The following is a 23,019-nucleotide window of genomic DNA, read 5'->3' as shown; positions in this document are numbered from 1 at the left end:
CAGCCGCAGCCGCCGGGTCACGACATGGAGTTTTTCTGAAATGCGCGTACTCGTCCTGCACTCGCACCCCCTCGATGAAAGCTATGGCCGGGCGCTCTATCGCCAGACCTGTGAGAGTCTGACCAAGGCCGGACATGAGGTCGACGGCTGCAACCTCTATGAGGAAGGATTCGACCCGGTCCTCTCCGCCCATGACCGGACCGTCTATCACGACTACCCGGAAAACACCGTCCTGGTGAAATCCTATGTCGAGCGGCTGAAGGCTGCGGAAGGTCTGGTCATCGTCACCCCGGTCTGGAATTTCGGCTTCCCGGCCATGCTCAAGGGCTATTTCGACCGCGTCTGGGTCAAGGGCGTTTCCTTCGACCTGGAGGACGGCAAGCTCACGCCGACGCTGCGACACATCAAGAAGCTCGCCGCCGTGATGACCTATGGCGCGACGCCCTGGCGCGCCTTCCTGGTCGGAAACCCGCCGAAGAAGATCGTCACCCGCGTGTTGCGGGCGCAAATCAAGATCGGCGCACCGGTCAAGTACATGGCACATTACGACATGAACAATTGCACCGTCGAGACACGCGCCGCCTTCCTAGCCAAGGTCCGCCACGAGATGGAGAACTTTTGATCAAGCAGAAGGCCGGCCCTCCATAAGGAGGACCGGCCATCGCACGAGGCGGACAGCGAGGGGGTTACTGCCCAGCCGGTGCGGGGGGCGTGGATGGAGCCAGCGCCGGATCGGCCGGCGCAGCCGGGGCAGCCGGAGCAGCATCGGTGGCCGGAGCCGGCGTTGCAGGGGCTGCATCAGGGGTTGCAGGGGCAGCCGGGGCAGCATCAGAGGACGGTGCCGGTGCTGAAGTCGTCGGAGCCGTCACATTCACGTCAGGGTCGCCGCTCGGAGAAAAGTCCGTGAACAGGAAGACGGCGCCAATGCCGAGTACGACGGCAACGAGAAGGGCGATGCCCCAGCCCGCGCTGCTACGACGCTCATTGTTGACGACCGTGGTCCCGCGATCTCCAGGGATTCGCGGGTCCTGCGGATGTACGGGACGGGTGGGGTCGATATGGGAAGGATCAGTCATGTCAGGTCTCCTCGGTGTCAGCGCCCGAGATCGAGCGCGTTGGTCGGATCGGGAAAGAAGGACGGCCCGACCCGGCGGATGTTCAGTCTGTCCGCGGGGATCGGACGCGGCGCGAATGCACCGCCCGCCCGAACGTTTTCGACAATCTGCTGCTCCTGTTGAAGTGCCGCCTCAACTCTCCAGCCAGCGGCCAGTTCCTCAGGCTGAACGACAATCGCCGCCGTGGGACGATCGATCGTTTGATGCGCGGCCTTCACCGAAAGGGCGACGGAAATACCGATGATAAGCGCACTGAGTGCGAGAACCGACGTTTTCATCGCCCACTCCTTCAGGTTGATCAGAATGCCACTGGTTCCGAATGATGCCGGGCTGCATCTCGCAGCTCGGCATCTTTTCGGAGGCCTTATTCGACGACCTGCACGACCACATAAGTCTGCGGATCGACAATGACGCGCTGGTTGTTGACCACAGCGTAGGCATAGGTCGGGTCTTCAGCGACCGGGGTCAGCACGACCGTTTCCGGGATCGGTTCGCCGACAACGATTGGCTGCTGGATGACGACCGTCTCGGCCGGTACCGGCTGCTGGCGGACATAGGTGACAACCTCGGCCGGCGGCGGGGCGATCGCAGTACCCGCGATGGCTCCAACCACGCCGCCGACTGCTGCGCCGACCGGGCCACCGACGATCGCGCCGGTCACGGCACCGCCGGCGGCGCCGGTAACTGTACCTTCCTGAGCGATGGCCGGAACGGCGATCGAGCCCAGTACGATGGCGCTAACTGCAAGAATCTTCGTCTTCATGGCGGTATCCTTTCTTGTAAGTATGCCATTGACCGTAGAAACTTGCCGCGCCGCCTTTTGTTCCTGATAATTCGCCTTCACCGCAGGAGCGCGCTTCGAATTCGCCGCGCGAGAAGGAATTTCGCGCAGTCGCTCGTTGGCTTACAGCCGGATATGCGGGCCTTTCAGAAGAGTTTCGCCGCCGTCACCTCGACTTCGACCAGAAACTCCGGCCGGGTGAACCCACCAACGACGATTAGCGTCGACACCGGTTTCGGCTCCAGGGTGTAACGGTCCCGAACCGCCATGTAGGCGGCGAAATCCTCGCGTCTGGTGACGAAGCCGGAGATCCGGATGACGTCTGCAAAGCGCATGCCAGCCTCCTCCAGGATGGCATTGATCGCCTCGAAACAAAGCTCCGCCTGCCCGGTTACATCGGGCGGAACACTATCGTCGGCGCGAATCCCCAATTGGCCGGAAGTCACCAGTAGGCTCGCGCCCGGCGGCACCAGAAGCCCGTGATTGTATTGACCGAAGGGCGGCCGAACGGATGGCGGATTGAAGACGCGTTTCATCGATTGAAGTGCTTCTTGCAGGTTGGCGAAAGGCAGAGCGAACAGTAATCGCCAAGCGACCGTCGTTGCAAGACTGGCAAGGGTACGGAGCGACAAGTTGTGCAATGCCCCTAAGCACGGCTTCGAGGCCCGCGGACCTGGCGAGAAGTTTCAGCCCTCAAGACCGTCAAGCATACGGTACCAGGCGATCGTGACGCCAACGCCGATCTCGCGAAGAGCATAAAACGGAATTGACCGGATTGGCGACACCGGAAAGGGCAAGGCGGCCGGATCGCCGGTCTCGATATAGTCGACGAGGCGTGGCCCAAGCGCGGTCATCAGCCCGACGCCCCGCCCCTGGCAGCCGGCAACGGCAAGCAGGCCCTTTTCCGGCGCATGAATATGCGGAAGATGGTCCGGCGTCACGGCCACCCGACCGAACCAGCGGTGTTCGACCGATACTCCGTCGAGTGCCGGAAAGAGCCGGATCATTGCGCTTTGCAGGTGTTTCCAGTCCTTTTCGCTTTTCGGCTCGGCCATGCGACCGCGCCCTCCGAATACCAGGCGCCCATCCGGGCTCTTGCGGTAGTAGACCACAATGCGGCGGCTGTCGGAGACGGCTTGCCCATGGGGAAGGATGACCTCCCGCAAGTCCGGAGGCAACGGCGCGGTGGCCATCTGGAATGAATGCAGGGGCACCAGGCTTCGCGCCAGCCCGGCGACCAGTCCGTCGGAATAGGCATTGGTGGCAACGACGACCGATCGCGCGCTGACAGGATGTCCCGCCGTGGTTTCAACCTGCCAGTCTGCCCCATCGCGCCGCAACCGAACGGCTCTCGTGCCCGTGGCGATCCGGGCACCGGCCTCCGTAGCCAGACGCGCCAGTTCGAAGACGAAAGCCAGCGGATTGATGGTACCGGCCCGGCGATCGAGCCAGCCGCCGACATAACCGCCCGCCCCGGTAAGCAGTGCCACCTCCGCGCCGTTCAAAAGCGTCACATCGGCGCCCCGAGCCCCCCACTGCCGATTGCGTTCCTCCGCGGCTGTGAATGCTTCAGGTGTGTGGGCGGCCTGGATCCATCCCGAACGGTCATGCTCGACGTCGAGTCCTTCGCTCTGGATCAGTTTGAAAACGGCATCGGCGGTACCGGAGGCAAAATCAATCAGCGCCTCGCCGCGCCTTTCGCCGAAATGTCGAAGCAACCGGTCCGGATCGTGTTTCAGGCCAGGGATCACCTGCCCGCCATTCAGTCCAGAGGCGCCCTCGCCCAGCCCACGCGCTTCGATAACGCGCACCGAAAGGCCCCGGCGAGCCGCCGCAAAGGCCGCCGAAAGACCCTGTAGGCCTCCGCCGACGATGGCCAGATCGACGCGTTCGGGCGCGGATATAGCCTCGCCAGCGAAAGACACGCGCGGCGGCCGACGCCAGACTGGCCTCGAAAAATGCGACGGGTGCATGCCAAGACGTCCCGAAAAATGCCTTCGAAAATCAGCGGGCATGCTGAACCTGGCATCTATTAAAATCAATAGAATTTTAGGGAGAGTGCGGCGGGTCTTTTGCGCGTTCCGCGACGAATCCTCGCGGTGCATCCGGCAGTCGCCAATCGATCGGATCGAGCCCGCGCGCGAGGAGAAAAGCATTCGCTTTCGAAAAGTGCCGGCAGCCGAAAAAACCATTATGGGCCGAGAGCGGCGATGGATGCGGCGCCTTCAGCACCAGATGTCGCTCGCGGTCAACGAAGGCCGCCTTCTTCTGCGCATAGGCCCCCCACAACATGAATACGACATTGTCGCACTCGTCATTGACGGCACGGATGACGGCGTCGGTGAATTGTTCCCAGCCGCGGCCCTGATGGGCACCGGCGCGCGCCTCCTCGACGGTCAGCACGCTGTTCAGCAGCAGCACCCCCTGCCGCGCCCAACTTTCGAGAAAGCCGTGACCGGCCGGCGGGATGCCGAGATCGCTTTGCAGTTCCTTGTAGATGTTGACCAGCGACGGCGGAATGCGAACGCCCGGCTGGACGCTGAAGCACAGACCATGGGCCTGTCCCGCGCCGTGATAGGGGTCCTGACCAAGAATGACGACGCGTACGCGCCCGAGCGGCGTCAGATCGAGCGCACGAAAATATTCACTACCGCTTGGAAAGATCCGCTTGCCCTCGCCCTTTTCAAAAAGGAGGAACTCCCTGAGCTGATTCATATAGGGGCTCGCGAATTCCGGGCCGAGCACTCTTTTCCAGCTCTCCTCGAGACGAACGTCACTAGCGCTCATTGCCGCTTCACGCCTTTTCCGGTTAGATGACCGGGCCGATTGAAAGGCAGCGACCGAAGCTGTCAAGTCCGGCAGCCTGCGACATGGAGAATTCGGTGGGGAACAACGGGTGAAGGCTCTTGCGATACTGTGGCAGCGCCATCGCCTCCTGCTCGTCGCCTTCCTCGGCTCGACCGTGATCGCGCTCTTCTTCGCCACCCGCTTCGTCATCTCGCTATATTATTGGAGCGATCCCGCACATCGCGATCAGGCGCTGCAGCCCTGGATGACGATCGGCTACGTCTCCCGCTCCTATGATGTACCGCGCGATCGGCTGATCGAGACTTTCGGGCTCACACCACCCGACAGGGGCAAGCGGCCGACCCTCGAACGGCTGGCGCGCGAGCGTGGCCAAACGCTCGAGGTCTTCGAGAGCGACCTCAAGGCGGCCATCGCTCGGCTCAGGAGCGAAGAGGGCACCCAATGACAGAGCAGTTGCTGGCGCTCCTGCCGGTCTATGGCCTGCCCCTGCTTGCGGCAATTACTGCGCTGAGCTGCCTTGGCCTGCCGCTGCCGGCCTCGATCGTCATGATGCTGATGGGGGCCTTTGCCGCCGCCGGGGATTTCAACCTCCTCGCCGTTTTCGCCACGGCGCTCGCCGCTGCAATCCTCGGCGACCAGATCGGTTTTGCGATCGGCCGGCTGGGCGGCGCGACCGTCATCGCGCGGCTCGCCAGAACTCCGGCACGGCAGCAGACTCTCGCCCGCGCCGAGGCCCGCATCAGCGCCCATGGCGCGGTCGCCGTCTTCCTCACCCGCTGGCTGCTTGCGCCGCTCGGCCCCTATGTCAACCTGCTGGCCGGCGCCACGGCCTTTTCCTGGTTGCGATTTACGCTCTCCGGCGTGGCCGGTGAACTGTTCTGGGTCGGCGGCTATACCGGTCTCGGCGTGACCTTCAGCGACAATGTCATGACCATTGCCGAGATTGCCGGCGATCTCAGCGGGTTTCTCGCTGCCGGCGTCGTCGCGCTCTATCTCGGTTGGCGAATCATGCGCATCGTGCAGCGCAAGGAAGCAAAGGCCTAACCGCCGCGACGGGCGCCAATTTCGTGTATTGGCGATATGCTCGCTCAAAGCTATGTTTGCCGAACTGTCATATGCCGGTGCTATGCGGGAGCGCCCCCGCAACGAGGATGTGCCATGACCGTGTTGTTCTGGATCTGCGCGCTCGCCCTTTCCGTTCATCTCCTCAGCATCCTCACCGTGCTGCTGCACAAACGCCGCATTAAACCGGGCACGGCATCCACGATCCGTCCACCCGTCACCATTTTGCGACCGCTTTGCGGCCTTGAAAACAATCTTGACGAAACGCTCGCCACGGGCTTTCACCTCGATTGGCCGGACTACGAGATTGTGTTCTGCGTCGCTTCATCCTCCGATCCAGCCATAGAGGTCGCCCGCCGTACGATGGCGGCCCATCCTGAGGTTCCCGCCCGCCTGTTGGTCGGCGAAGACATATTCAGCGTCAATCCGAAGATGAACAATCTGATCAAGGGATGGCGCTCGGCCCAGCACGACTGGATCGTCATCGCCGACAGCAATGTGTTGATGGCACCGGACTATCTTCACCGGCTTTTTATCCGATGGATCCCGGGAACAGGACTCGTCTGCTCGCCGCCGATCGGCGCTGCGCCGCAGGGCTTTGCCGCCGAACTCGAATGCGCCTGGCTGAACAGCTTCCAGGCGCGCTGGCAATTGCTGGCCGATGCCATCGGGATCGGCTTTGCCCAAGGCAAATCCATGCTACTCAATCGCCAGGTCATGGCGCGCGCCGGCGGTTTCGAACGTCTTGGCGGGGAGATCGCGGAGGATGCGGCCGCAACCGCCCTTATCCGCGGGATCGGCCTTAAGGTGAGACTGGTGACCGAGCCCTTCGACCAGCCGCTCGGCCGGCGCTCGCTCATCACCGTATGGCGACGACAGCTGCGCTGGGCCCGCTTGCGCCGCGCCTCCTTCCCGCTCTTCTTCCTGCCGGAGGCTCCTTGCCGGCGGCGCACTGCCGATCCTGACGCTCGCCGGCTTGACAGCGGCGGGTATCTCCTCGCCGCTGACCTTCATGCTCTACGTGCTCGCCTGGTATGGCGGCGAAATGCTGCTTTCACGGGCTTTCCACTGGCGTATGGGACGCATGACGCTCCCCGCCATGATCCTTCGCGATTTCGCTTTGCCGGCCCTGTGGATCACCGCCTGGTTCGGCGATGGCTTTGTCTGGCGCGGCAATACCATGTCGGTCGCCCCAGACGGAACGACGAAGCCCGCGGCCACCGTCCGCATCCGCCGCATCGTCGACAAGACGAAGGCACGCGCCAAGGCGTTTACGGCGCTGCGGCACTGACCTGGACCGACGCATGACGAAAACCGGCTCGCCCCGATGGATGAAAGCGTCGGGTCCGGCGGTCCTCCCATGCGAAACGGGAACGGTGCCTTCGCGCCGCCCCCGCCCGCAGGAGGTTCCTGTCAGATCGAGCCCGCCCCCATCTGTTCTGCGATATAGTCGGCCTGGCGGATCGCCAGCGTCACGATGGTCAGCGTCGGGTTTTCCGCCGCCCCGGTGGTGAACTGGCTGCCGTCGGAGACGAACAGGTTCTTGATGTCGTGCGTCTGGCCCCACTTGTTGACCACGCCGTCCTGCGCCTTTTCGCTCATGCGGTTGGTGCCGAGATTGTGGGTTGACGGATAAGGCGGGGTCGGGAAGGCGCGGGTCGCCCCGACGGCCTCATAGATCGCGACACCCTGCTTGTAGGCGTGGTTGCGCATGGCCTCGTCGTTCGGATGGTCGGTGAACGACACATCCGGGATCGGCATGCCATACTTGTCCTTGAGTTCCTTGTGCAGGGTCACCCGGTTGCTCTCCTGCGGCATGTCCTCGCCGACGATCCACAGGCCCGCCATGTTGGCATATTGGTCCATGGCCGAGGCAAACGACCGGCCCCAGCCGCCCGGATCAAGGAAGGCCGCCATGAACGGAATGCCGAGCGCCAGCGTCTCCAGCTCGTAGCCGCCGACGAAACCGCGCGACGGATCATGCCGCGCTTCGTCGCGGATGATGCCGGCCATCGTCGTGCCGCGATAGAAATGCACGGGCTTTTCGAACACCGCATAGACCGAGCCGGTGGTGTGGCGCATGTAGTTCTTGCCGACCTGGCCGGAGGAGTTCGCCAAACCGTCGGGGAACATCGACGAGTGTGAGTTGAGCAGCAGGCGCGGGCTTTCGATCGAATTGCCAGCGACGCAGACGATGCGCGCCTTCTGGCTCTTCAGAGTGCCGTCCTTGTCGGCATAGACGACGGCCGTGACCTTGCCGTCCTTGTCGTGCTCGATCTTGACGACATGCGAATTCGGCCGCACCTCCAGCCTGCCGGTCGCCTCGCCCTTCGGAATTTCGGTATAGAGCGTCGACCACTTGGCGCCCCATTTGCAGCCCTGGAAGCAGAAACCGGTTTGCTGACAGCTGTTGCGGTCGTCGCGCGGCGCCGAATTGATCGCCATGTTGCCGGTGTGACAGTCCTTGTATCCGAGCTTGTCGGCGCCGGCTTTGAGGATCTTGAAGTTGTTGTTGCCCGGCAGCCCTTCGATACCGTTGGTGCGGGTAACGCCCATCTTGTCCTCGGCCTTGGCATAGTAAGGCTCGAGGTCGGCAAGAGTGATCGGCCAATCGAGCAGGTTTGCACCTTCGACCTTGCCGTAGGTGGTCAGATCCTTGAACTCGTGCTCCTGGAAGCGCAGCGATGCGCCCGCCCAGTGGGTGGTGGTGCCGCCGACCGCCTTGACGATCCAGGCCGGCAGGTTCGGGAAGTCCTTGGCCACGCGCCAGCCGCCGCCGGTGGTGCGGTTGTCGAGCCAGGCGAGCTGGGAAAAGCTGTCCCATTCGTCGTTGATGAAGTCCTCGACCTCGTGCCGGCTGCCGGCTTCGAGGATGACGACGTCGATGCCCTTCTGGGCGAGTTCGTTGCCGAGCGTTCCGCCGCCCGCACCCGAACCGATGATGACGACCACACTGTCGTCGTTGAGATCATAAGGCGCTGCCATGATTTCCTCCCAGGAATGTCAAATCGGCATTTTTTGAGAATGCGCCGCCGTTCCCATCCACGATGGGCCTCCTCGGGCGGCGATGCTGTTTCTTGCGCGCGGCCTTAGAGCCACTCGATGTCGTCGAAGCCACGCTCGATGTAACCGCCCTTGGAATAGGACTCGCCCTCGTAGCCGAAGATCGGCCAGAGCTCCTTCTGGTTATAGAGGCTGACGACGAGATCGCCGCGCACCGCCTGGAAGAAGGGCGTCGTCTCGATGTCGCGCAGGATGGCGACCCGATCGTCCTCCCAGCCGAGGCCGCGATAGCCGCCCGCACCGGCCCGCTTGTCGAGATCGGCGATGCCGTCCTCGATCAGCGTCTTATGGGCTTCATCCTTGCCGGCCCGATCGTCCTGTCCCTTGACGGCGATCGCGTAGAAGCGGTCAGCCAGTTGGTCGTGCGGATAGATGTCGCGGGCGAGCTTGATCAGCGTCGCCAGGGTTTCCGGCTTGAGCGCCTTGGCCTCCAGCGCCCAGGCGGCCTGCGGACAGAGCACCGCCGAGCCGCTGATCACCAGCAGTGCGCCCACCGTACCGCTGCGCTTCAGCAATTCGCGGCGGGAAATCCCATTCGTCTTTTGATAGAGCGTAACCACGTCATTCTCCTCCCAGGATCGTGTGGCATTGACCGCGGCCCTGTCTTCCCGAGCCGTCGATGGAAGGCGCGGAGCCCGCGCCCTCCTCTTTTCCCGGCAGCGTCTGGCAGGTCCTCCAACCCGCGCGGCCGCGCCCTTACTTGTAGCGCCCGTGGCGCTGCAGAACCTCGATCTTGTAGCCGTCGGGGTCCGTCATGAAGAAGAAGCGCGCGAGCAGCGCCCCGTCGCGGTTGAATTCGACGATCTTGCCGGGAGCAAGCCCAAGATCGGTCACGCGTCTGTGCTCGGCATCGAGGTCGGCGACGCTGACGGCGAGATGGCCGTAGCCGGTGCCCAGATCATACGCCTCTTCCCGCCCCTTGTTGACGGTCAGCTCAAGCTCGAACTCGCTCTCGGCATTGCTGAGATAGAGCAGCGTGAAGGTGTCGAAATCCAACCGTTCGGCAACACCGAGGCCGAAGGCCTTCTGGTAGAAATCGACGGAGCGGACTTCTTCCATCACCCGGATCATCGAATGGATCATTTTCGCCAAGGGATACTCCTCGTTCAGGCAAATCATCGAATGCTAAGGAGTTTCCTACGATGCTGGCAAATCAGGTAGCAGCGGGCTACCGCACAGACGATTTTTGCCAGAGGGGCGCGTCGCCTTTCGGGGTTTTCCCGGAAACCGCCACGTTTTGGGAAATTGACCGGCAATCCGTCGGGCCGCATAATGCGTATCAAAAGAAAAGCCGGAGGAGCATGCCATGTGTGAAGTCTTTGCGGGACAGGACCCCGCTCGTTACCGCGCTGTCAACCGATCGGTGAGGATAGCCGGCCATTCCACCAGCATCCAGATCGAGGCCGCCTTCTGGGTGCTGATCGATGAAATCGCCGCCAGCCAGTCGATGTCGACCTCGCGATTCCTGTCGACGCTCTATGACGAGGCGCTGGAGATCAACGGTTCGGTCTCCAACTTCGCCTCGCTCCTGCGCACCAGCTGTCTGATCTACCTGATGGGCAAGGCACAGCACCCCGAGGCCCACCACGAATTCCACATCATCGCGGCGGAGTGAGTAGCGCCAGTCGGCCCTTTGCTTTCAGAGCTGATGGAGGCTATTCGTTCCCGTGATCGCCCGGCTGGGCCTCGCCGACAGGCATGGGCAACTGGATGTCGGCCATCACCGTTTCCAGATCCTCGAGCAGTTTTTGCAGCTCGCGCATGCGCTCGACCCCGAAGGCACGGGTGATCTCGCCATAAATTTCCTCCGAATGCGGGGAAACCCTTTCGATCAGTTCCATGCCCGCTGCGCTGATGGTGATGCGCGCCCGACGCAGGTCGTTTTCATCCGGATGGCGCTCGATCAGCCGGCGCGCCTCGAGATCGCGCAGGATGCGCGACAGGCTCGGGCCGAGCAGGAAGGTCGCACGCGCAAGCTCCGTCACCTCGATCTCCTTGACGGTCATCAGGGCCCGGAGAATCCGCCATTGCTGCTCGGTCAAATCGTACATCCGGAGCGCATTGCGGAAATGCTTCATCACCGATTCCCGCGCTCGCAGGAGGAGCATCGGCAGGGATCGGGAGAAATGCCGGAGCCGCACGCGCGGCACCGGAGCCGCGCCCTCGCGCTGACCTTCGGTACGATCCGGCATTTCCGACATGTTTTCCGCCATTCCCGCTTCCGATCCGAGGCGACGCCTCAACCCTTCTTGACCTCGGCGAGAAGCGACTGGGCGCCTTTCGCCAATACACCCACATCGGTGCCGACGGCGATGAAGCAGGCGCCGGCGTTGCGGGCAAGGCTGATCATCGTCGGATCGGTGGTCATGATGCCGGCCGGCTTGCCGAGCAAGACGACCTTGCGGATCAGCGCATCGACCGCCGCCATCACGTCGGGATGGCGCGGATTGCCGGTATGCCCCATGTCGGCGGCAAGATCGGACGGTCCGACCAGGACGCCGTCGACGCCCTGGGTGGTAACGATCGCCTCGGCATTGTCGATGCCAAGCTGGCTCTCGATCTGCACGATCAGGCAGATCTGCTCGTTGGCGGTTTCCACATAGTCGGCGATCCGGCCGAAATCGGCGGCCCGGCCGAGCCCTGCCCCCATGCCGCGAATGCCCTCCGGCGGGTATCGGCAGGCACGGGCAAGCCGCAACGCCTCTTCGCCCGTCTCCACCATCGGGATCAAAAGCGACTGCGCACCGATATCCAGCGCCTGCTTGATCAGCCAGGTTTCCCCGACCGGAAGCCGGACCACCGGATGGGCGGGATGTCGCGCGACCGCCGCGAGTTGTGCGGCCACCAGCGGAATGTCGTTCGGCCCGTGCTCGGCATCGATCAGGATCCAGTCGAAACCGGAGCCGGCCGAAACCTCGGCCGCATGCGGGCTCGCCAGCGCGACCCAGAGACCATAGAGCGTCTGGCCATCAAGGATGGCCTCCTTGAAAACATTGACCGGTGCGGGCATGAACGATTCTCCTTAGGCAAAATAGCAGCTGACGGTGCCGTGCGGCCCGAAATCGCTGGTGATGGTGTCGCCGTGGCGCGCCTCGATCGGACGGATGAACGATCCGGCCAGCACCACCTGTCCTGCTTCGATCTTCGCGCCATACTGATGCAGCCGATTGGCAAGCCAGGCAATACCGCGGGCCGGATGATTGAGCACGCCTGCGCCGAGCCCGGTTTCCTCCACTTCCGCATTACGCGAGACAATCGCCCCCATCCAGCGCATATCGACTTCGTCCGGCCGCATGGCCCGGCCGCCGAGCACGATGCCGGCATTGGCGGCATTGTCGGAAATGGTGTCGACGATGGTTCGCGATTTCATCGTCTCGGGATCGACGCGCAAAATGCGCGTATCGAGGATTTCCAGGGCCGGCGTGACATAGTCGGTGGCGTTCAGCACATCGAAGACGCTGACGCCGGGACCGGACAGATCCTTCTTCATGATGAAGGCGATCTCGGCCTCGATGCGCGGCTGGATGAAGCGGTGATCGGGGATCACCGCGCCGTCGTCGAAACGCATGTCATCGAGCAGTACGCCGGAATCCGGGATGTCGATGTTCAGCGCATATTGCATGGCCTTGGAGGTGAGCCCGATCTTCCAGCCGATCGCCGTGCGCCCGGCTGCCAGCTTGCGGCTCACCCATTCGGCCTGCACGGCATAGGCATCGTCCATCGTCATGCCCGGATAGGCGAGCGACAGAAGCCCGGTCTGCTTGCGGGTCTTCTCGGCCGTGTCGAGGCGGCACGCCGCCTCTTTGATCTGATCGGGCGTCATCATGGCTCAATCCTCGTCCTTGACCGTGTTGCGCAGGATGCCGATGCCGTCGGCCTCGACCTCGATCACATCGCCCGGCTTCAGCCAGATCGGCGGGTCAAATCGCGCGCCTGCCCCGGTCGGCGTTCCGGTGACGATGATATCGCCCGGCACCAGCGTCGTGAACGTCGAAACATAGGCGATAATCTTTCTGAAGGAGAAGATCATCCGGCTGGTGCGATCGCTCTGGCGCACCTCGCCATTGACCCGCGTCTCCAGCCTGATGTCGGCAATCTGGCTTTCGTCGGTGAAGGGCACGAGCCAAGGGCCAATCGAACCGGAACGGTCGAAATTCTTGCCCTGGGTGACATTGAACTTGGCATGGCGCACCCAGTCGCGGATCGTGCCTTCATTGCACAGCGACAGTGCAGCGATGTGGGACAGCGCATCGGCTTCGGCGATGCGTCGGCCGCCCCTGCCAATCACGATGACGATCTCGCCCTCGTAATCGAGCTGTTCGCTTTCCGGCGGGCGGATCAGCGGCCGGTCATGGCCGGTGAAGGAACGCGGGAAACGGATGAACAACGAAGGATTGGGCGGCGCCTCCTGGCCGTCCTTGTATTCGGCGTTGCGGTCGGGAAAATTGACGCCGACGCAGATGATCTTTTCCGGATGCGGGATGGGGATTTCGTAAGTGATCGCACTGACCGGATGGTCGGGCTTCAGGTCCTTCGCCGTCGAGACCAGTTCACCGAGCGCGCCCGCCTCGATCACTTGCCTCAGCGTCGGCCACCGGGCGCCGAACCTCGCGGAAAGATCGATGACGCCGTCATCTTTGATCGCACCATAGGCGGCGCGGCCGTCGATCGTGAAGCTTGCCAGTTTCGTCGTCATTGTCATTCCTCTTCAGAACCCCTCCCCAACCCTCCCCACAAGGGGGAGGGAGTTTGTCGCGCCAAGACGCGCCGGCTTCAGTCAATCGTCACCGCGCATCGGGCCACACCTCGGACGCCATCGGCTTGCCACAAACTCGGCCCGCCCCCTCCCCCTCGTGGGGAGGGTTGGGGAGGGGCCTTCACCCAACGCTCAAGGCGCAATGATCGGCTGGGCCTTGAGAATCGCCTCGCTGACCTCGGTCCCGGCAAACAGGCTGCCGTGCTCGAACCACGAGCGCGGGGCCGGCGCGCCCCACAGCGTCTGGCGTTGCGGGTCTTTCAGGTCCCACTTGATCGGCTCGAGGTCCGGATCGACCGTCTGATAGTCGGAGCAATAGATCTCGATGCGATGGCCGTCCGGATCGAGGATATAAAGGAAGAATGCATTGGAAATGCCGTGACGGCCGGGGCCGCGCTCGATATTGGCGAGATAGCCGGTGGTCGACATCAGGTCGAGCAGGTCGATGATGTTGAGCGGCGTCGGCACCCAGAAGGCGGTGTGGTGCAGGCGGGGGCCGAGACCATTGGTGAACGCCATATCGTGCACACCACCCTTGCGGTGCATCCAGGCCGCCCAGAGCCGCTTCGACTCGTCGTCCTCCGTATATTCGGTGACGCGGAAGCCCATTTCGTTGTAGAAGGCGACCGAGGCATCGACGTCGGGCGTGAAGCAGTTGAAGTGGTCAATCCGCAGCGGCTTCACACCGTGATAGAGCTTGTATTGCTGGTGGATGGGCGCCAGGCGGTCCATCTTGAAGTAGAATTCCAGCGGCGTTCCAAAGATGTCGATCGCCCGCAGGGTGCGGCCCTGAAAGGGACGCTCCACCCAGCTGTTCGCCAGGCCCTTGGCATCGAAAAAGGCCTTGGCTTTGTCGAGATCTTCCTCCGCATAGACCTTGAGCGACAGCGCGGCGACCTCCGACCTCTCGCCCTTGCGCAGCACCATGCAGTGATGGCCGCGTTCCTCGAGCGCGCGCAGATAGATGGTCGAGGCATCCTCGTCGGTCACCTGCAGGCCGAGCGTGTCGACATAAAAGGCACGGCTGGCGGCCAGATCCTTGACGATGAATTCGACATGGCTGAGGCGCACGACGTTGAAGGATGGATAGAGATTGGGCTGTGGTATTGGCATCGGGTTCTCCTCCTCTCCGTCCGAGCGGCCGTGCCGATGACGGATCATCTCAAAAACAATTCAAGCTGCGGACTGTGTTTCTCGCCGTCCGCGCCTGTGCAATCGGTTCAGCCGCCGAGCTTCGGGATCGCGTGGACGCCGGTGGCAAAGGCGATATTCTTGGTTTCCATGTAGAAGTCGAAGGACCAGTCGCCGCCATCGCGGCCGATGCCGGAATTCTTGACCCCGCCGAACGGCGTCGGCAGGTGTCGGACGTTTTCCGAATTCACCCAGATCATCCCGGCCTCCAGCCGGTCCGAGAAGCGGAAGGCCCGCGTCACGTCGGATGTCCAGACATAACCGGTCAGCCCGTACTGGACGTCATTGGCGAGCGCGAGCGCTTCGGCCTCATCCCTGAACGGGATGGCGGTGAGCACCGGACCAAAGATTTCCTCCTGGGCGATGCGCATCTGGTTGTTGGCGCCGGTGAACAAGGTTGGCGAGACATAGCAGCCGCCGCCCGGACCGTCGAACTTCGCGCCGCCGGCGGCAACCGTTGCCCCCTCGCCCCGGCCGATGTCGATATAGTCCAGCACCTTCCTTTCATGCACCGGATGGATCAGCGGGCCGACCACCGTTTCCGGATCGAGCGGATGGCCAACCTTGATGCGCTTTGCCTTTTCCGCAACCTTGGCGGTGAAGGCTTCGTAGATGCTCTCTTCGACCAGCAGGCGCGAGGACGAGGTGCAGCGCTCGCCGTTCAGCGAGTAGATCATGAACACAGCGGCGTCAGCCGCGCGATCCAGATCGGCATCGGCAAACACGACCACCGGGTTCTTGCCGCCGAGTTCGAAATGCACCCGCTTCAGCGTTTCGGCACCCTGGCGCATGATCATCGATCCGGTGCGGCTTTCGCCGACGAAGCCGATTGCCTTGATGTCGGGATGTTCGGTCAGCGCCTTGCCGGCTTCCTCGCCGAGACCGTTGACGAGGTTCCACACGCCCTTGGGCAGACCCGCTCCTTCCGCGATCTCGACCAGCAGGCGGGCTGTCAGCGGCGAGAATTCGGCCGGCTTGTGGACAACCGTGCAGCCGGCAGCCAGCGCCGGCGCGATCTTCCAGGTCGACAGCATGAACGGCGTGTTCCACGGCGTGATCACCCCGACCGGACCGATCGGCACCCGCGTCGTCATGTTCGTCTGATCGCTGGTGCGCAGCACCTTGCCGTCGCGCGCCTCGGGCGCCCTGTCGGCGAAGAAGCGGAAATTCTCAGCGCCACGCAAGGCCGCCTTGGACATGAACTTCAGCGCCTGGCCGGTATCCATGCACTCGACGAAGGCGATTTCCTCGGCGCGGGCGACGATGGCGTCGGCAATCTTGTGCAGAAGCTTCTTGCGGGCATCTCCCGGCATGGCGGCCCATTCGGCAAACGCCGCCTTCGCAGCCTTGGCGGCACGATCAACGTCCTCGGCCTTGCCGCGCGCAACACTGGCCATAGGTTGCAGGTCGACCGGCGAGATGATCTCGAAGGTCGATCCATCCGCCGCAGGCACGGTCTCGCCAGCGATATGGTTTAGCACTCCCTCGGCCTTGAAGCGAGCGAGATAGCTTTCGGCCTTGGCGATATTTTCGTCGAGCTTCGACATGATCACGTCCTTTGTCTGCCGCACACGCGGGCTATCTGTCCCTCAGGCGGGCATGCATGCTGTTCTTCTTCCAGCTCAACGCCGGATCGATCTCGATGATCTCCAGCGAAAGCGCGAAATGCGGAGCCTCGAAAAGCGGGGCGAGTTCGGCCGCGACTGCCGCCATGATCGCCTCGCCGGTGCGCTTCTTGTCCGCGTCGCTACGGCCCGCGCCCATCCGGAAAACCATGTCCAGAAAGGCATTGTCGGCGTGCCGGTCGGCTATCGTGTAATGCGGTGCCGGATAGGCCCGCACCCGCGGCGCACCGATCTCAAAAATGCCGGTGGCAAGGATCGCCTCGTGCGCGGCGGCGCAAACCGCCGCAATGTCGGCCTTCCCCTCAAGATTGGCGGAATATTCCAGTCGCAGATGCGGCATGGCTCTCTCCTCCCGCTGACTATTTATTTAACGTGTTAATTAGACTGGCGCCGGATGTCAATAGATTGCTGAGGAAGCGATGACGGCGCCAGAGAGCAGAAATTTAATGTAACGCGTTAAATATAATCTGCAGATCCTCGACTTGCGGCACCGGGAAAAGCAGGTCCGCTAAGACGGTCTGCCCGCCTCGGCGAAAGCGCCGGCATGCTGTCCTTCGCGCCACACGCCCGGTGGCTCCCCCGTGCGCTGGCGAAAGAAGCGCGAGAAATAGGCGGGATCCTTGAAACCGGTCTCGTAGGCAATGTCCTCGACCGTGCGCACGGTGAACAGCAGCAGGCGCTTGGCTTCAAGCAGGCGTCGGTCGCTGATCAGTTCCTTGACGCCCTTGCCATGCACCAGGGACGCCGCCTTGGCGACGAGATGCGGGGTCGAGCGAAGCATCCCGACGTAGTCGCCGACGCTTCTGTCCTCGCGAAAATGCAGATCAATCAACTGCTTCAGCTCGCTCGCCAAGGCTACCGGGCCTGCCGATCGCATGATGGCCGCCTGCGACGAGAGCCGCGCCATGAAGGACAGCACGGTGGATGCGAGCGGCAGCACGATCTTTTCCATCCCCGGCTGGCCCGTGATGTATTCCTCATGCGCCATCAACATCAGGGCGCGCATTCCCTCCCAGGTCGGGTCGCGTCCCTCAGAGCGCAACATGATAGGTTGATCCAGCGCCAAAAGACTGTGAACCCCGACCAGCGGCAATACGCCATCGGCGATCGAGATCACCACGGCATCCGAGTTCGGCCCCACATCGAAGCCATGCACCACATGGCTCGGCACGAAACTGACCGCCGGCGCCGAAAAATCCAGGGACTTGTCCTCGATCAGATAGGTCCCGCCGCCCCTGGTCCAGAATGTCACCTGCGCCATCTGCTCGTGCATGTGCGGTTCAGCGCGGCCGTGATGGATATGCTGCCGCTGCGAAATCAGTTCGACATGCAGGAAGCCGATGTCGAGCGGACGGGGGGTCTCACCATAGATGAAATAGTTCGGAATATCGTTCACACGTTAACCACCAAAATAAGTACAAGCGATTTCGCCATTCTGTGCATGGGCGGAGCTCTCATCAAGACCTAATTTCTTCAAAGAGGAACAGGGAGGAAACCATGAGATCCGAGGATTACCGTGCCGACACCAAGCGCCCATTCACCGGCGCCGAATATATCGCCTCGCTGCGCGACGGCCGCGAGGTCTACATCAACGGCGAACGCATCGCCGACGTGACCACCCATCCTTCGATGCGCAATTCGGTACGCTCGCTGGCGCGCCTCTACGATGCCTTGCACGATCCGGCCAAGAAGGACTTGCTGACCACGCCGACCGACACCGGCAATGGCGGCTATACCCACAAGTTCTTCAAGATCGCCCGTTCCGTGGACGATCTGGTCGGCCAGCAGGCGGCGATCACCGAATGGGCCCGCATGTCCTACGGCTGGATGGGCCGCACCGCCGACTACAAGGCGGCGCTGATGAACACCCTTTCCGCCAATGCCGAATGGTATGGCGACTACAAGGACAACGCCATCGCCTGGCACAAGCGCACCCAGGAATCGGCACTGTTCCTCAACCACGCGATCGTCAATCCGCCGATAGACCGCCACAAGCCGGCCGAGCACGTCAAGGACGTTTTCGTGCATGTGACCAAGGAAACCGATGCCGGCATCTACGTCTCCGGTGCCAAGGTGGTGGCGACCTCCTCGGCGTTGACCCACTACAACCTGCTGGCCCAGGCCTCGGCGACGGTCACCGAGGACCCCTCGCTGTCGATCACCTTCATTGCCCCGATGAACGCACCCGGCATCAAGATGTTCTGCCGCACCTCCTACGAGCAAACGGCGAACACGACGGCCGAACCCTTCGATTATCCGCTGTCCTCGCGCTTCGACGAGAACGACGCGATCCTCGTGCTCGACAATGTCTTCATCCCCTGGGAGGACGTGCTGATCTACAAGGACGCCAAGCGCATCCTGTCCTTCACCGTCATGTCCGGTTTCATGCACGGCTACTGCTTCCAGGGCTGCAACCGCTTCGTCGTAAAGCTCGAGTTCCTTGCCGGTCTGCTGGCGAAGGCGCTGCGCGCCACCGGCGGCGACGCCTTCCGCGGCAACCAGGCCATGCTCGGCGAGGTGATCGCGCTGCGTCACAAGTTCAAGAGTTTCGCCGATACCATGGCCCGCAACCCGATCGAATGGGTGAACGGCACCAAGCTGCCCAACCTTGAGGCTGCGCTCTGCTACCGCACCTTCATGTCGGATGCCTATCCCCGCATCATCGACCTGATCCGCCGCACCGTCGCCTCCGGCCTGATCTACCTGCCCTCCTCGGCCAAGGATTTTGCCAACCCGGAGATCGACCGCTATCTGGCGCAATATGTGCGCGGCTCAAACGACATGGGCCATATCGAGCGCATCAAGATCATGAAGCTCCTGTGGGATGCGACCGGCACCGAATTCGGCGGCCGCCACGCGCTTTATGAACTGAACTATGCCGGCGCCCCGGAAGACGTGCGCCTGCAGGTGCTGAAGGGCGCCGAAAAGGGCACGATCCTGCGTGACATGGAGGCGTTGGTCGACACCTGCATGAACGACTACGACGAGAAGGGCTGGACCGGCGACACCTGGCTGCCTCCGCTCGGCAATGACGCACCGCTGCGCAGCGCGGCCGAATAGGGAGATCGCCATGCCGGCCGGTGTTTCCAAGACCGAGTTCCGCAATGCCATGGCGCGGGTCTGCGCGCCCGTCAACATCATTACAACCAACGGACCCGCTGGACGCGGCGGGTTCACCGCCACCGCCATGTGCTCCGTCACCGACGAGCCGCCTACCCTGCTGGTCTGCATGAACGGCAGTTCGACCCAGGCTGGCCTGTTCCTCGAGAACAAACGTTTCTGCGTCAACGTGCTGACCGCCGACCATCAGGACCTCGCCAACCTGTTCGCCGGCGGCAGCGCCGACATGGACGCCCGCTATGCGGCGGCGAACTGGGTCGGCATGACGGGCGGCACCGAGGCGCTGGCCGACGCGATCGTCTCCTTCGACTGCCTGCTCGACGACGTGCGCCAGGTCGGAACCCACCATGTCTTCATCGGTCGCGTGGAAAGCCTGCGCTCGCGCACCGACGGTCACGCGCTGGCCTATTTCGACCGAAACTACGTGCAGGTGCCAAGCGTTATGGCGAGTTGACCTGAGCGGCCAGGCCCACGGCAACAGACAAAAGAAGAGAGCCGCGGCGATGTCCTCGCCGCGGCTCTCTTTTTGCACGTCGGTATTCTCTGTCAGTTCGACAGCATATGCGGCAACCAGAGAGTGATTGCCGGAAACGCGATCAGCAAGGCCAAGCGAACCAGTTCCCCGAGGAAGAACGGCAAGACCCCCTTGAAGGTTTGCCCCATGGGCACATCCTTGGCGAGAGAACTGATGACAAAGACGTTCATTCCCACGGGTGGCGTGATCAATCCGAGCTCCACCACGATCAGCGCCAGGATACCGAACCAGATCTTGACGTCTTCCGGGTCCATGCCGAAGTCGAGTTCACTAACCACCGGCCAGAAGAATGGCATGACCAGCAGGATCATCGACATCGAATCCATCAGGCAACCGAGAATGATCAGCGCCAGCAACAGAAGAAGCAGGATGACCATTGGCGAAAGGCCGGAAGTGACCATCATCTCGGCTGCCGCCTGTGGAACGCCCCCACGCGACATGAAGATCTTCAACAGTTCGGCGCCAAGCAGGATCAGGTAGATCATACCGGTGGTCTTGGCGGTCTCGAGCAGCGCCCAGCGATATTCCTTGAGGCCGACGCCGCGTCTGAGCGAGCCGTAGATCGCGACGAGCGCAACACCCACGGCGGCAGCCGGTGTCGGATTGTAGAAGCCGACATAGATCCCGCCAATGACGATGACGAAGATGCCGAGAACCGGAAGAACCCCGAAGGTCGCCGAGAGCCATTCCGCGCGCGATAGCTTGTCGCCGGCAGGACCTGCCTCGGGAACGATGCGCACATAGATGGCGATCACGAGAATGAACAGCACAACCGCGATCAGGCCGGGGAAAAGGGCGGCGGCGAACATCGAGACGATATTCGCCTCGACGATAATCGCATAGACCACAAGCACGACCGAGGGCGGGATAAGAATCCCGAGCAGGCCGCCGGCAGCGAGCGTGCCGGTCGCAAGTGCGCCCGAGTATTTGTAGCGCTTGAGTTCCGGCAGTGCGACTTGGCCCATGGTCGTGGCGGTTGCAAGCGACGAACCGCAAACCGCGCCGAAACCGGCGCAAGCAGCGATAGCCGACATGGCCACACCGCCCCGCATCCGCCCGAACCAGGCGTTGGCCGCGCGGAACAGATCCTGGGACAAGCCGGCGCGCGTGGCGATATAACCCATCAGAACGAACATCGGGATGACCGACATGTCGTATTTGGAGAACTGACTGAAGCCGAGCGTCTTCAACTGGTTGAGGAAAACGCCAGGACCGTTGAGGGCGATCGTACCGAGCGCGCCGACAACGATCATCGCATAGGCGATCGGCACGCGGATCCCGATGAGAAAAATCAGGGCGGCAAGGCCGACCAGCCCGAGGAAGAGACTCTGGTCCATCAGTTGTAAACATTCCTGCTGGGGTGGGCGATATCCTGATAGCTCTCGACGAGCGTGATGACCGCAGCAACAGCGACTAGGATGAGCGAAATGACGATCGGCACAAAGGCATAGCCGATCGGGATCTGCAGGATGGCGGTCTGGTAGTCATACGAGAACTGGTCCTGCGCACCGATCCAGGTCCGCCAGGCCATGACGACCGAGAACACCAGGGCAATGATCGCGGAGAAGAACACCAGCACCGCCTGCCAGCGGCGGCCGAGACCGGAGGTGAAGATGTCCGCCGTGACATTGGCGCCCGTCAACTGGCAATAGGGCAGGAATGCGAAGGCGCCAACGGCGACCCCAAGTTCGGTCAGTTCGAAATCACCCGGCAGGGGATGGCCGAAAGCGCCGGTGACGACGCTGATCGACTGTATGGCCACGACGGCGAGTATGACCATCCCGCCGAAAAGCGCCCAGGCCTCGATGAGGCGATGGGTGAGGCTTTTCAGCCTCACCCCCCGCTTGTTATGAGTAGCGGCGGCCATCGGACTCACTTCGCCGAGTTGGCCGCGACCAGTTCACGGGCCTTGGCAACGAGAGCGGCGCCGTCGATGCCCTTGCCATCGACTTCCTTGACCCAGCGGTCGACGACCGGCTCAAGGACGGTCTTGAAGGCGTCGGTTTCTTCCTGGGTCAACTGGATATGCTTGTTGCCGGCATCGGTTGCGACCTTGATGCCGTTCTCATCGATCTGACGCCAGATCTCCGCAGCCTTCACGACCCATTCCTCGCCGGAATTGTCGAGGAAGGCCTTCTGGATGTCTTCCGGCAACGAATTCCATTTGTCGAGGTTCATGGAAACCTGGAACGTGGTGGTGCCGAGACGTGTCTTGTCGACACCTTCGATCTGGTAGTCGGTCTGGTCCTGCAGCTTCAGCGCCGGAATAATCTCCCATGGAATCAGGGCACCGTCGACGACACCCTTGGAGAAGGCCTGCGGGATATCCGGAACCGGCATGGCGGCCGGAGCGGCACCGAGCGCCTCGATCACCCAGGCGCCGGTGCGGGTCGGAATACGCATCTTCTTGCCGGCGAGATCGGCCGGCTTGCGCACTTCGGCCTTGGCCATCTGGATTGCCTGGCCGGCATGAGTATGAAGGAACATGACCTTCACGCCCTTGTACTCGGGAGCGAGATACTCGTCGAACATGGCGCGCATGGCGAGGTTGGTAGCGCGGATGTCATTGGTATGGATGAACGGCAGTTCGAAAACCTCCGTGCGCGGGAATAGTCCCGGCGTATAGCCGTTGACCGTCCAGACGAGATCGACGACACCGTCGCGCACCTGGCTGACCAGTTCAGGCGGAGCGCCGCCGAGCGACATGGACGGATAGATCTCAATCTTGACCTTGCCGCCGGAGGCTTCCTCGATGCTCTTCGCCCAAGGCTCGAGCATCTGTGTCTGGGCCGGAGACTTCGGACCGAGGAAGTGGTGCAGTTTCAGCGTGACTTCCTGGGCGAGCGCCGAGGCGCTGAGCGCCGTGGTCGCCAGACCGGCAAGCAAGAGTGTCTTAAAGGATCTCATTGGCATTTTCCTCCCTGTTAAAGGCCGTTGAAAACTCTCCGCCGGCTGGCGGACTG

General features: G+C 62.5%; 27 protein-coding genes. 7 read left to right on the top strand and 20 right to left on the bottom strand.

What is annotated here, in order from left to right:
- Positions 1–40 precede the first annotated feature (40 nt).
- Positions 41–622 carry an NAD(P)H-dependent oxidoreductase gene (locus ACWPVA_RS02675; protein WP_454286198.1) on the top strand — a complete coding sequence of 194 codons (582 nt, stop codon included), beginning with the start codon at positions 41–43 and terminating at the stop codon, positions 620–622.
- 64 nt (positions 623–686) lie between these two features.
- On the opposite strand, the gene ACWPVA_RS02670 is transcribed toward ACWPVA_RS02675, so the two are convergent.
- The 6 genes from ACWPVA_RS02670 to ung all read right to left on the bottom strand — a co-directional run bounded on the left by ACWPVA_RS02670 (position 687) and on the right by ung (position 4,683).
- Complete coding sequence (locus ACWPVA_RS02670; protein WP_454286197.1) at positions 687–1,076, bottom strand: hypothetical protein; 390 nt, start codon at positions 1,074–1,076, stop codon at positions 687–689.
- Between the two features lie 17 nt (positions 1,077–1,093).
- Entirely contained in the window at positions 1,094–1,393 is a 300-nt protein-coding gene (locus ACWPVA_RS02665; protein WP_454286196.1) for a hypothetical protein, read from the bottom strand.
- A gap of 86 nt (positions 1,394–1,479) precedes the next feature.
- The gene (locus ACWPVA_RS02660; RefSeq protein WP_454286195.1) at positions 1,480–1,878 is read right to left on the bottom strand and encodes a DUF1236 domain-containing protein; all 399 of its coding nucleotides are present in this window, start codon (positions 1,876–1,878) and stop codon (positions 1,480–1,482) included.
- A gap of 164 nt (positions 1,879–2,042) precedes the next feature.
- Complete coding sequence (locus ACWPVA_RS02655; protein ID WP_454286194.1) at positions 2,043–2,432, bottom strand: RidA family protein; 390 nt, start codon at positions 2,430–2,432, stop codon at positions 2,043–2,045.
- Positions 2,433–2,582: 150 nt separating this feature from the next.
- On the bottom strand, positions 2,583–3,869 hold the full coding sequence (locus ACWPVA_RS02650) for an NAD(P)/FAD-dependent oxidoreductase (protein ID WP_454286193.1): 1,287 nt from the start codon (positions 3,867–3,869) through the stop codon (positions 2,583–2,585).
- Between the two features lie 76 nt (positions 3,870–3,945).
- A complete protein-coding gene (gene ung, locus ACWPVA_RS02645) occupies positions 3,946–4,683 on the bottom strand; it encodes a uracil-DNA glycosylase (protein WP_454286192.1) in 738 nt (245 codons plus the stop codon).
- A gap of 109 nt (positions 4,684–4,792) precedes the next feature.
- Here ung and ACWPVA_RS02640 point away from each other — a divergent pair, with 109 nt between their 5' ends.
- The 3 genes from ACWPVA_RS02640 to ACWPVA_RS02630 all read left to right on the top strand — a co-directional run bounded on the left by ACWPVA_RS02640 (position 4,793) and on the right by ACWPVA_RS02630 (position 7,074).
- Positions 4,793–5,149: a hypothetical protein gene (locus ACWPVA_RS02640; RefSeq protein ID WP_454286191.1), complete on the top strand. Its 357-nt coding sequence runs from the start codon at positions 4,793–4,795 to the stop codon at positions 5,147–5,149.
- Positions 5,146–5,748 carry a DedA family protein gene (locus ACWPVA_RS02635; protein WP_454286190.1) on the top strand — a complete coding sequence of 201 codons (603 nt, stop codon included), beginning with the start codon at positions 5,146–5,148 and terminating at the stop codon, positions 5,746–5,748. Before ACWPVA_RS02640 ends, ACWPVA_RS02635 begins: the two co-directional genes overlap by 4 nt.
- A gap of 114 nt (positions 5,749–5,862) precedes the next feature.
- Positions 5,863–7,074 (top strand): ceramide glucosyltransferase, encoded by a 1,212-nt coding sequence (locus ACWPVA_RS02630; RefSeq protein WP_454286189.1) that lies wholly within the window; start codon positions 5,863–5,865, stop codon positions 7,072–7,074.
- Between the two features lie 105 nt (positions 7,075–7,179).
- Here ACWPVA_RS02630 and ACWPVA_RS02625 read toward each other — a convergent pair whose 3' ends face one another.
- The 3 genes from ACWPVA_RS02625 to ACWPVA_RS02615 form a co-directional block, all read right to left on the bottom strand.
- On the bottom strand, positions 7,180–8,751 hold the full coding sequence (locus ACWPVA_RS02625) for a GMC family oxidoreductase (protein ID WP_454286188.1): 1,572 nt from the start codon (positions 8,749–8,751) through the stop codon (positions 7,180–7,182).
- Positions 8,752–8,855: 104 nt separating this feature from the next.
- Positions 8,856–9,389, bottom strand: a complete 534-nt coding sequence (locus ACWPVA_RS02620) for a twin-arginine translocation signal domain-containing protein (protein WP_454286187.1) — start codon at positions 9,387–9,389, stop codon at positions 8,856–8,858.
- 136 nt (positions 9,390–9,525) lie between these two features.
- Positions 9,526–9,921 (bottom strand): VOC family protein, encoded by a 396-nt coding sequence (locus ACWPVA_RS02615; RefSeq protein WP_454286186.1) that lies wholly within the window; start codon positions 9,919–9,921, stop codon positions 9,526–9,528.
- Positions 9,922–10,135: 214 nt separating this feature from the next.
- On the opposite strand from ACWPVA_RS02615, the gene ACWPVA_RS02610 reads away from it, so the two are divergent.
- Positions 10,136–10,444, top strand: a complete 309-nt coding sequence (locus ACWPVA_RS02610; RefSeq protein ID WP_028736454.1) for a ribbon-helix-helix domain-containing protein — start codon at positions 10,136–10,138, stop codon at positions 10,442–10,444.
- A gap of 40 nt (positions 10,445–10,484) precedes the next feature.
- Here the strand turns inward: ACWPVA_RS02610 and hpaR are convergent, their stop codons facing one another.
- The 8 genes from hpaR to ACWPVA_RS02570 all read right to left on the bottom strand — a co-directional run bounded on the left by hpaR (position 10,485) and on the right by ACWPVA_RS02570 (position 17,797).
- Positions 10,485–11,021: a homoprotocatechuate degradation operon regulator HpaR gene (gene hpaR / locus ACWPVA_RS02605; protein ID WP_454289509.1), complete on the bottom strand. Its 537-nt coding sequence runs from the start codon at positions 11,019–11,021 to the stop codon at positions 10,485–10,487.
- Positions 11,022–11,068: 47 nt separating this feature from the next.
- Entirely contained in the window at positions 11,069–11,839 is a 771-nt protein-coding gene (locus ACWPVA_RS02600; protein ID WP_454286185.1) for an aldolase/citrate lyase family protein, read from the bottom strand.
- A 12-nt stretch (positions 11,840–11,851) separates the two neighbouring features.
- Complete coding sequence (gene hpaH / locus ACWPVA_RS02595) at positions 11,852–12,655, bottom strand: 2-oxo-hept-4-ene-1,7-dioate hydratase (protein WP_454286184.1); 804 nt, start codon at positions 12,653–12,655, stop codon at positions 11,852–11,854.
- A gap of 3 nt (positions 12,656–12,658) precedes the next feature.
- Positions 12,659–13,525 carry a fumarylacetoacetate hydrolase family protein gene (locus ACWPVA_RS02590; protein ID WP_454286183.1) on the bottom strand — a complete coding sequence of 289 codons (867 nt, stop codon included), beginning with the start codon at positions 13,523–13,525 and terminating at the stop codon, positions 12,659–12,661.
- A gap of 192 nt (positions 13,526–13,717) precedes the next feature.
- Positions 13,718–14,698 carry a 3,4-dihydroxyphenylacetate 2,3-dioxygenase gene (gene hpaD, locus ACWPVA_RS02585; RefSeq protein ID WP_454286182.1) on the bottom strand — a complete coding sequence of 327 codons (981 nt, stop codon included), beginning with the start codon at positions 14,696–14,698 and terminating at the stop codon, positions 13,718–13,720.
- Between the two features lie 107 nt (positions 14,699–14,805).
- A complete protein-coding gene (gene hpaE, locus ACWPVA_RS02580) occupies positions 14,806–16,323 on the bottom strand; it encodes a 5-carboxymethyl-2-hydroxymuconate semialdehyde dehydrogenase (protein WP_454286181.1) in 1,518 nt (505 codons plus the stop codon).
- Between the two features lie 31 nt (positions 16,324–16,354).
- A complete protein-coding gene (locus tag ACWPVA_RS02575; RefSeq protein WP_454286180.1) occupies positions 16,355–16,741 on the bottom strand; it encodes a 5-carboxymethyl-2-hydroxymuconate isomerase in 387 nt (128 codons plus the stop codon).
- Between the two features lie 168 nt (positions 16,742–16,909).
- Positions 16,910–17,797 carry a helix-turn-helix domain-containing protein gene (locus ACWPVA_RS02570; protein ID WP_454286179.1) on the bottom strand — a complete coding sequence of 296 codons (888 nt, stop codon included), beginning with the start codon at positions 17,795–17,797 and terminating at the stop codon, positions 16,910–16,912.
- Positions 17,798–17,898: 101 nt separating this feature from the next.
- Between ACWPVA_RS02570 and ACWPVA_RS02565 the strand changes: the two genes are divergently transcribed.
- Positions 17,899–19,461 (top strand): 4-hydroxyphenylacetate 3-hydroxylase N-terminal domain-containing protein, encoded by a 1,563-nt coding sequence (locus ACWPVA_RS02565; protein ID WP_454286178.1) that lies wholly within the window; start codon positions 17,899–17,901, stop codon positions 19,459–19,461.
- Between the two features lie 10 nt (positions 19,462–19,471).
- A complete protein-coding gene (locus tag ACWPVA_RS02560) occupies positions 19,472–19,975 on the top strand; it encodes a flavin reductase (protein ID WP_454286177.1) in 504 nt (167 codons plus the stop codon).
- A gap of 92 nt (positions 19,976–20,067) precedes the next feature.
- On the opposite strand, the gene ACWPVA_RS02555 is transcribed toward ACWPVA_RS02560, so the two are convergent.
- The 3 genes from ACWPVA_RS02555 to ACWPVA_RS02545 are packed head-to-tail and all read right to left on the bottom strand — an operon-like array spanning position 20,068 to position 22,963.
- Positions 20,068–21,393, bottom strand: a complete 1,326-nt coding sequence (locus tag ACWPVA_RS02555; protein ID WP_454286176.1) for a TRAP transporter large permease — start codon at positions 21,391–21,393, stop codon at positions 20,068–20,070.
- Positions 21,393–21,923, bottom strand: coding sequence for a TRAP transporter small permease (locus ACWPVA_RS02550; RefSeq protein ID WP_454286175.1), 531 nt, complete (start codon positions 21,921–21,923; stop codon positions 21,393–21,395). Before ACWPVA_RS02550 ends, ACWPVA_RS02555 begins: the two co-directional genes overlap by 1 nt.
- A gap of 5 nt (positions 21,924–21,928) precedes the next feature.
- The gene (locus tag ACWPVA_RS02545) at positions 21,929–22,963 is read right to left on the bottom strand and encodes a TRAP transporter substrate-binding protein (RefSeq protein WP_454286174.1); all 1,035 of its coding nucleotides are present in this window, start codon (positions 22,961–22,963) and stop codon (positions 21,929–21,931) included.
- Between the last annotated feature and the right edge of the window lie 56 nt (positions 22,964–23,019).

Source organism: Rhizobium arsenicireducens, from assembly GCF_964021225.1.
The sequence above is the reverse complement of the archived record's forward strand: the minus strand, read 5'-3'. Positions and strand labels throughout refer to the sequence as shown.

Coding starts and splice junctions, on each gene's coding strand:
- ACWPVA_RS02675 (WP_454286198.1), top strand. CDS start 41: ATGCGCGTACTCGTCCTGCACTCGCACCCCCTCGATGAAAGCTATGGC.
- ACWPVA_RS02670 (WP_454286197.1), bottom strand. CDS start 1,076: ATGACTGATCCTTCCCATATCGACCCCACCCGTCCCGTACATCCGCAG.
- ACWPVA_RS02665 (WP_454286196.1), bottom strand. CDS start 1,393: ATGAAAACGTCGGTTCTCGCACTCAGTGCGCTTATCATCGGTATTTCC.
- ACWPVA_RS02660 (WP_454286195.1), bottom strand. CDS start 1,878: ATGAAGACGAAGATTCTTGCAGTTAGCGCCATCGTACTGGGCTCGATC.
- ACWPVA_RS02655 (WP_454286194.1), bottom strand. CDS start 2,432: ATGAAACGCGTCTTCAATCCGCCATCCGTTCGGCCGCCCTTCGGTCAA.
- ACWPVA_RS02650 (WP_454286193.1), bottom strand. CDS start 3,869: ATGCACCCGTCGCATTTTTCGAGGCCAGTCTGGCGTCGGCCGCCGCGC.
- ung (WP_454286192.1), bottom strand. CDS start 4,683: ATGAGCGCTAGTGACGTTCGTCTCGAGGAGAGCTGGAAAAGAGTGCTC.
- ACWPVA_RS02635 (WP_454286190.1), top strand. CDS start 5,146: ATGACAGAGCAGTTGCTGGCGCTCCTGCCGGTCTATGGCCTGCCCCTG.
- ACWPVA_RS02630 (WP_454286189.1), top strand. CDS start 5,863: ATGACCGTGTTGTTCTGGATCTGCGCGCTCGCCCTTTCCGTTCATCTC.
- ACWPVA_RS02625 (WP_454286188.1), bottom strand. CDS start 8,751: ATGGCAGCGCCTTATGATCTCAACGACGACAGTGTGGTCGTCATCATC.
- ACWPVA_RS02610 (WP_028736454.1), top strand. CDS start 10,136: ATGTGTGAAGTCTTTGCGGGACAGGACCCCGCTCGTTACCGCGCTGTC.
- hpaR (WP_454289509.1), bottom strand. CDS start 11,021: ATGCCGGATCGTACCGAAGGTCAGCGCGAGGGCGCGGCTCCGGTGCCG.
- ACWPVA_RS02600 (WP_454286185.1), bottom strand. CDS start 11,839: ATGCCCGCACCGGTCAATGTTTTCAAGGAGGCCATCCTTGATGGCCAG.
- hpaH (WP_454286184.1), bottom strand. CDS start 12,655: ATGATGACGCCCGATCAGATCAAAGAGGCGGCGTGCCGCCTCGACACG.
- ACWPVA_RS02590 (WP_454286183.1), bottom strand. CDS start 13,525: ATGACGACGAAACTGGCAAGCTTCACGATCGACGGCCGCGCCGCCTAT.
- hpaD (WP_454286182.1), bottom strand. CDS start 14,698: ATGCCAATACCACAGCCCAATCTCTATCCATCCTTCAACGTCGTGCGC.
- hpaE (WP_454286181.1), bottom strand. CDS start 16,323: ATGTCGAAGCTCGACGAAAATATCGCCAAGGCCGAAAGCTATCTCGCT.
- ACWPVA_RS02575 (WP_454286180.1), bottom strand. CDS start 16,741: ATGCCGCATCTGCGACTGGAATATTCCGCCAATCTTGAGGGGAAGGCC.
- ACWPVA_RS02565 (WP_454286178.1), top strand. CDS start 17,899: ATGAGATCCGAGGATTACCGTGCCGACACCAAGCGCCCATTCACCGGC.
- ACWPVA_RS02560 (WP_454286177.1), top strand. CDS start 19,472: ATGCCGGCCGGTGTTTCCAAGACCGAGTTCCGCAATGCCATGGCGCGG.
- ACWPVA_RS02555 (WP_454286176.1), bottom strand. CDS start 21,393: ATGGACCAGAGTCTCTTCCTCGGGCTGGTCGGCCTTGCCGCCCTGATT.
- ACWPVA_RS02550 (WP_454286175.1), bottom strand. CDS start 21,923: ATGGCCGCCGCTACTCATAACAAGCGGGGGGTGAGGCTGAAAAGCCTC.
- ACWPVA_RS02545 (WP_454286174.1), bottom strand. CDS start 22,963: ATGAGATCCTTTAAGACACTCTTGCTTGCCGGTCTGGCGACCACGGCG.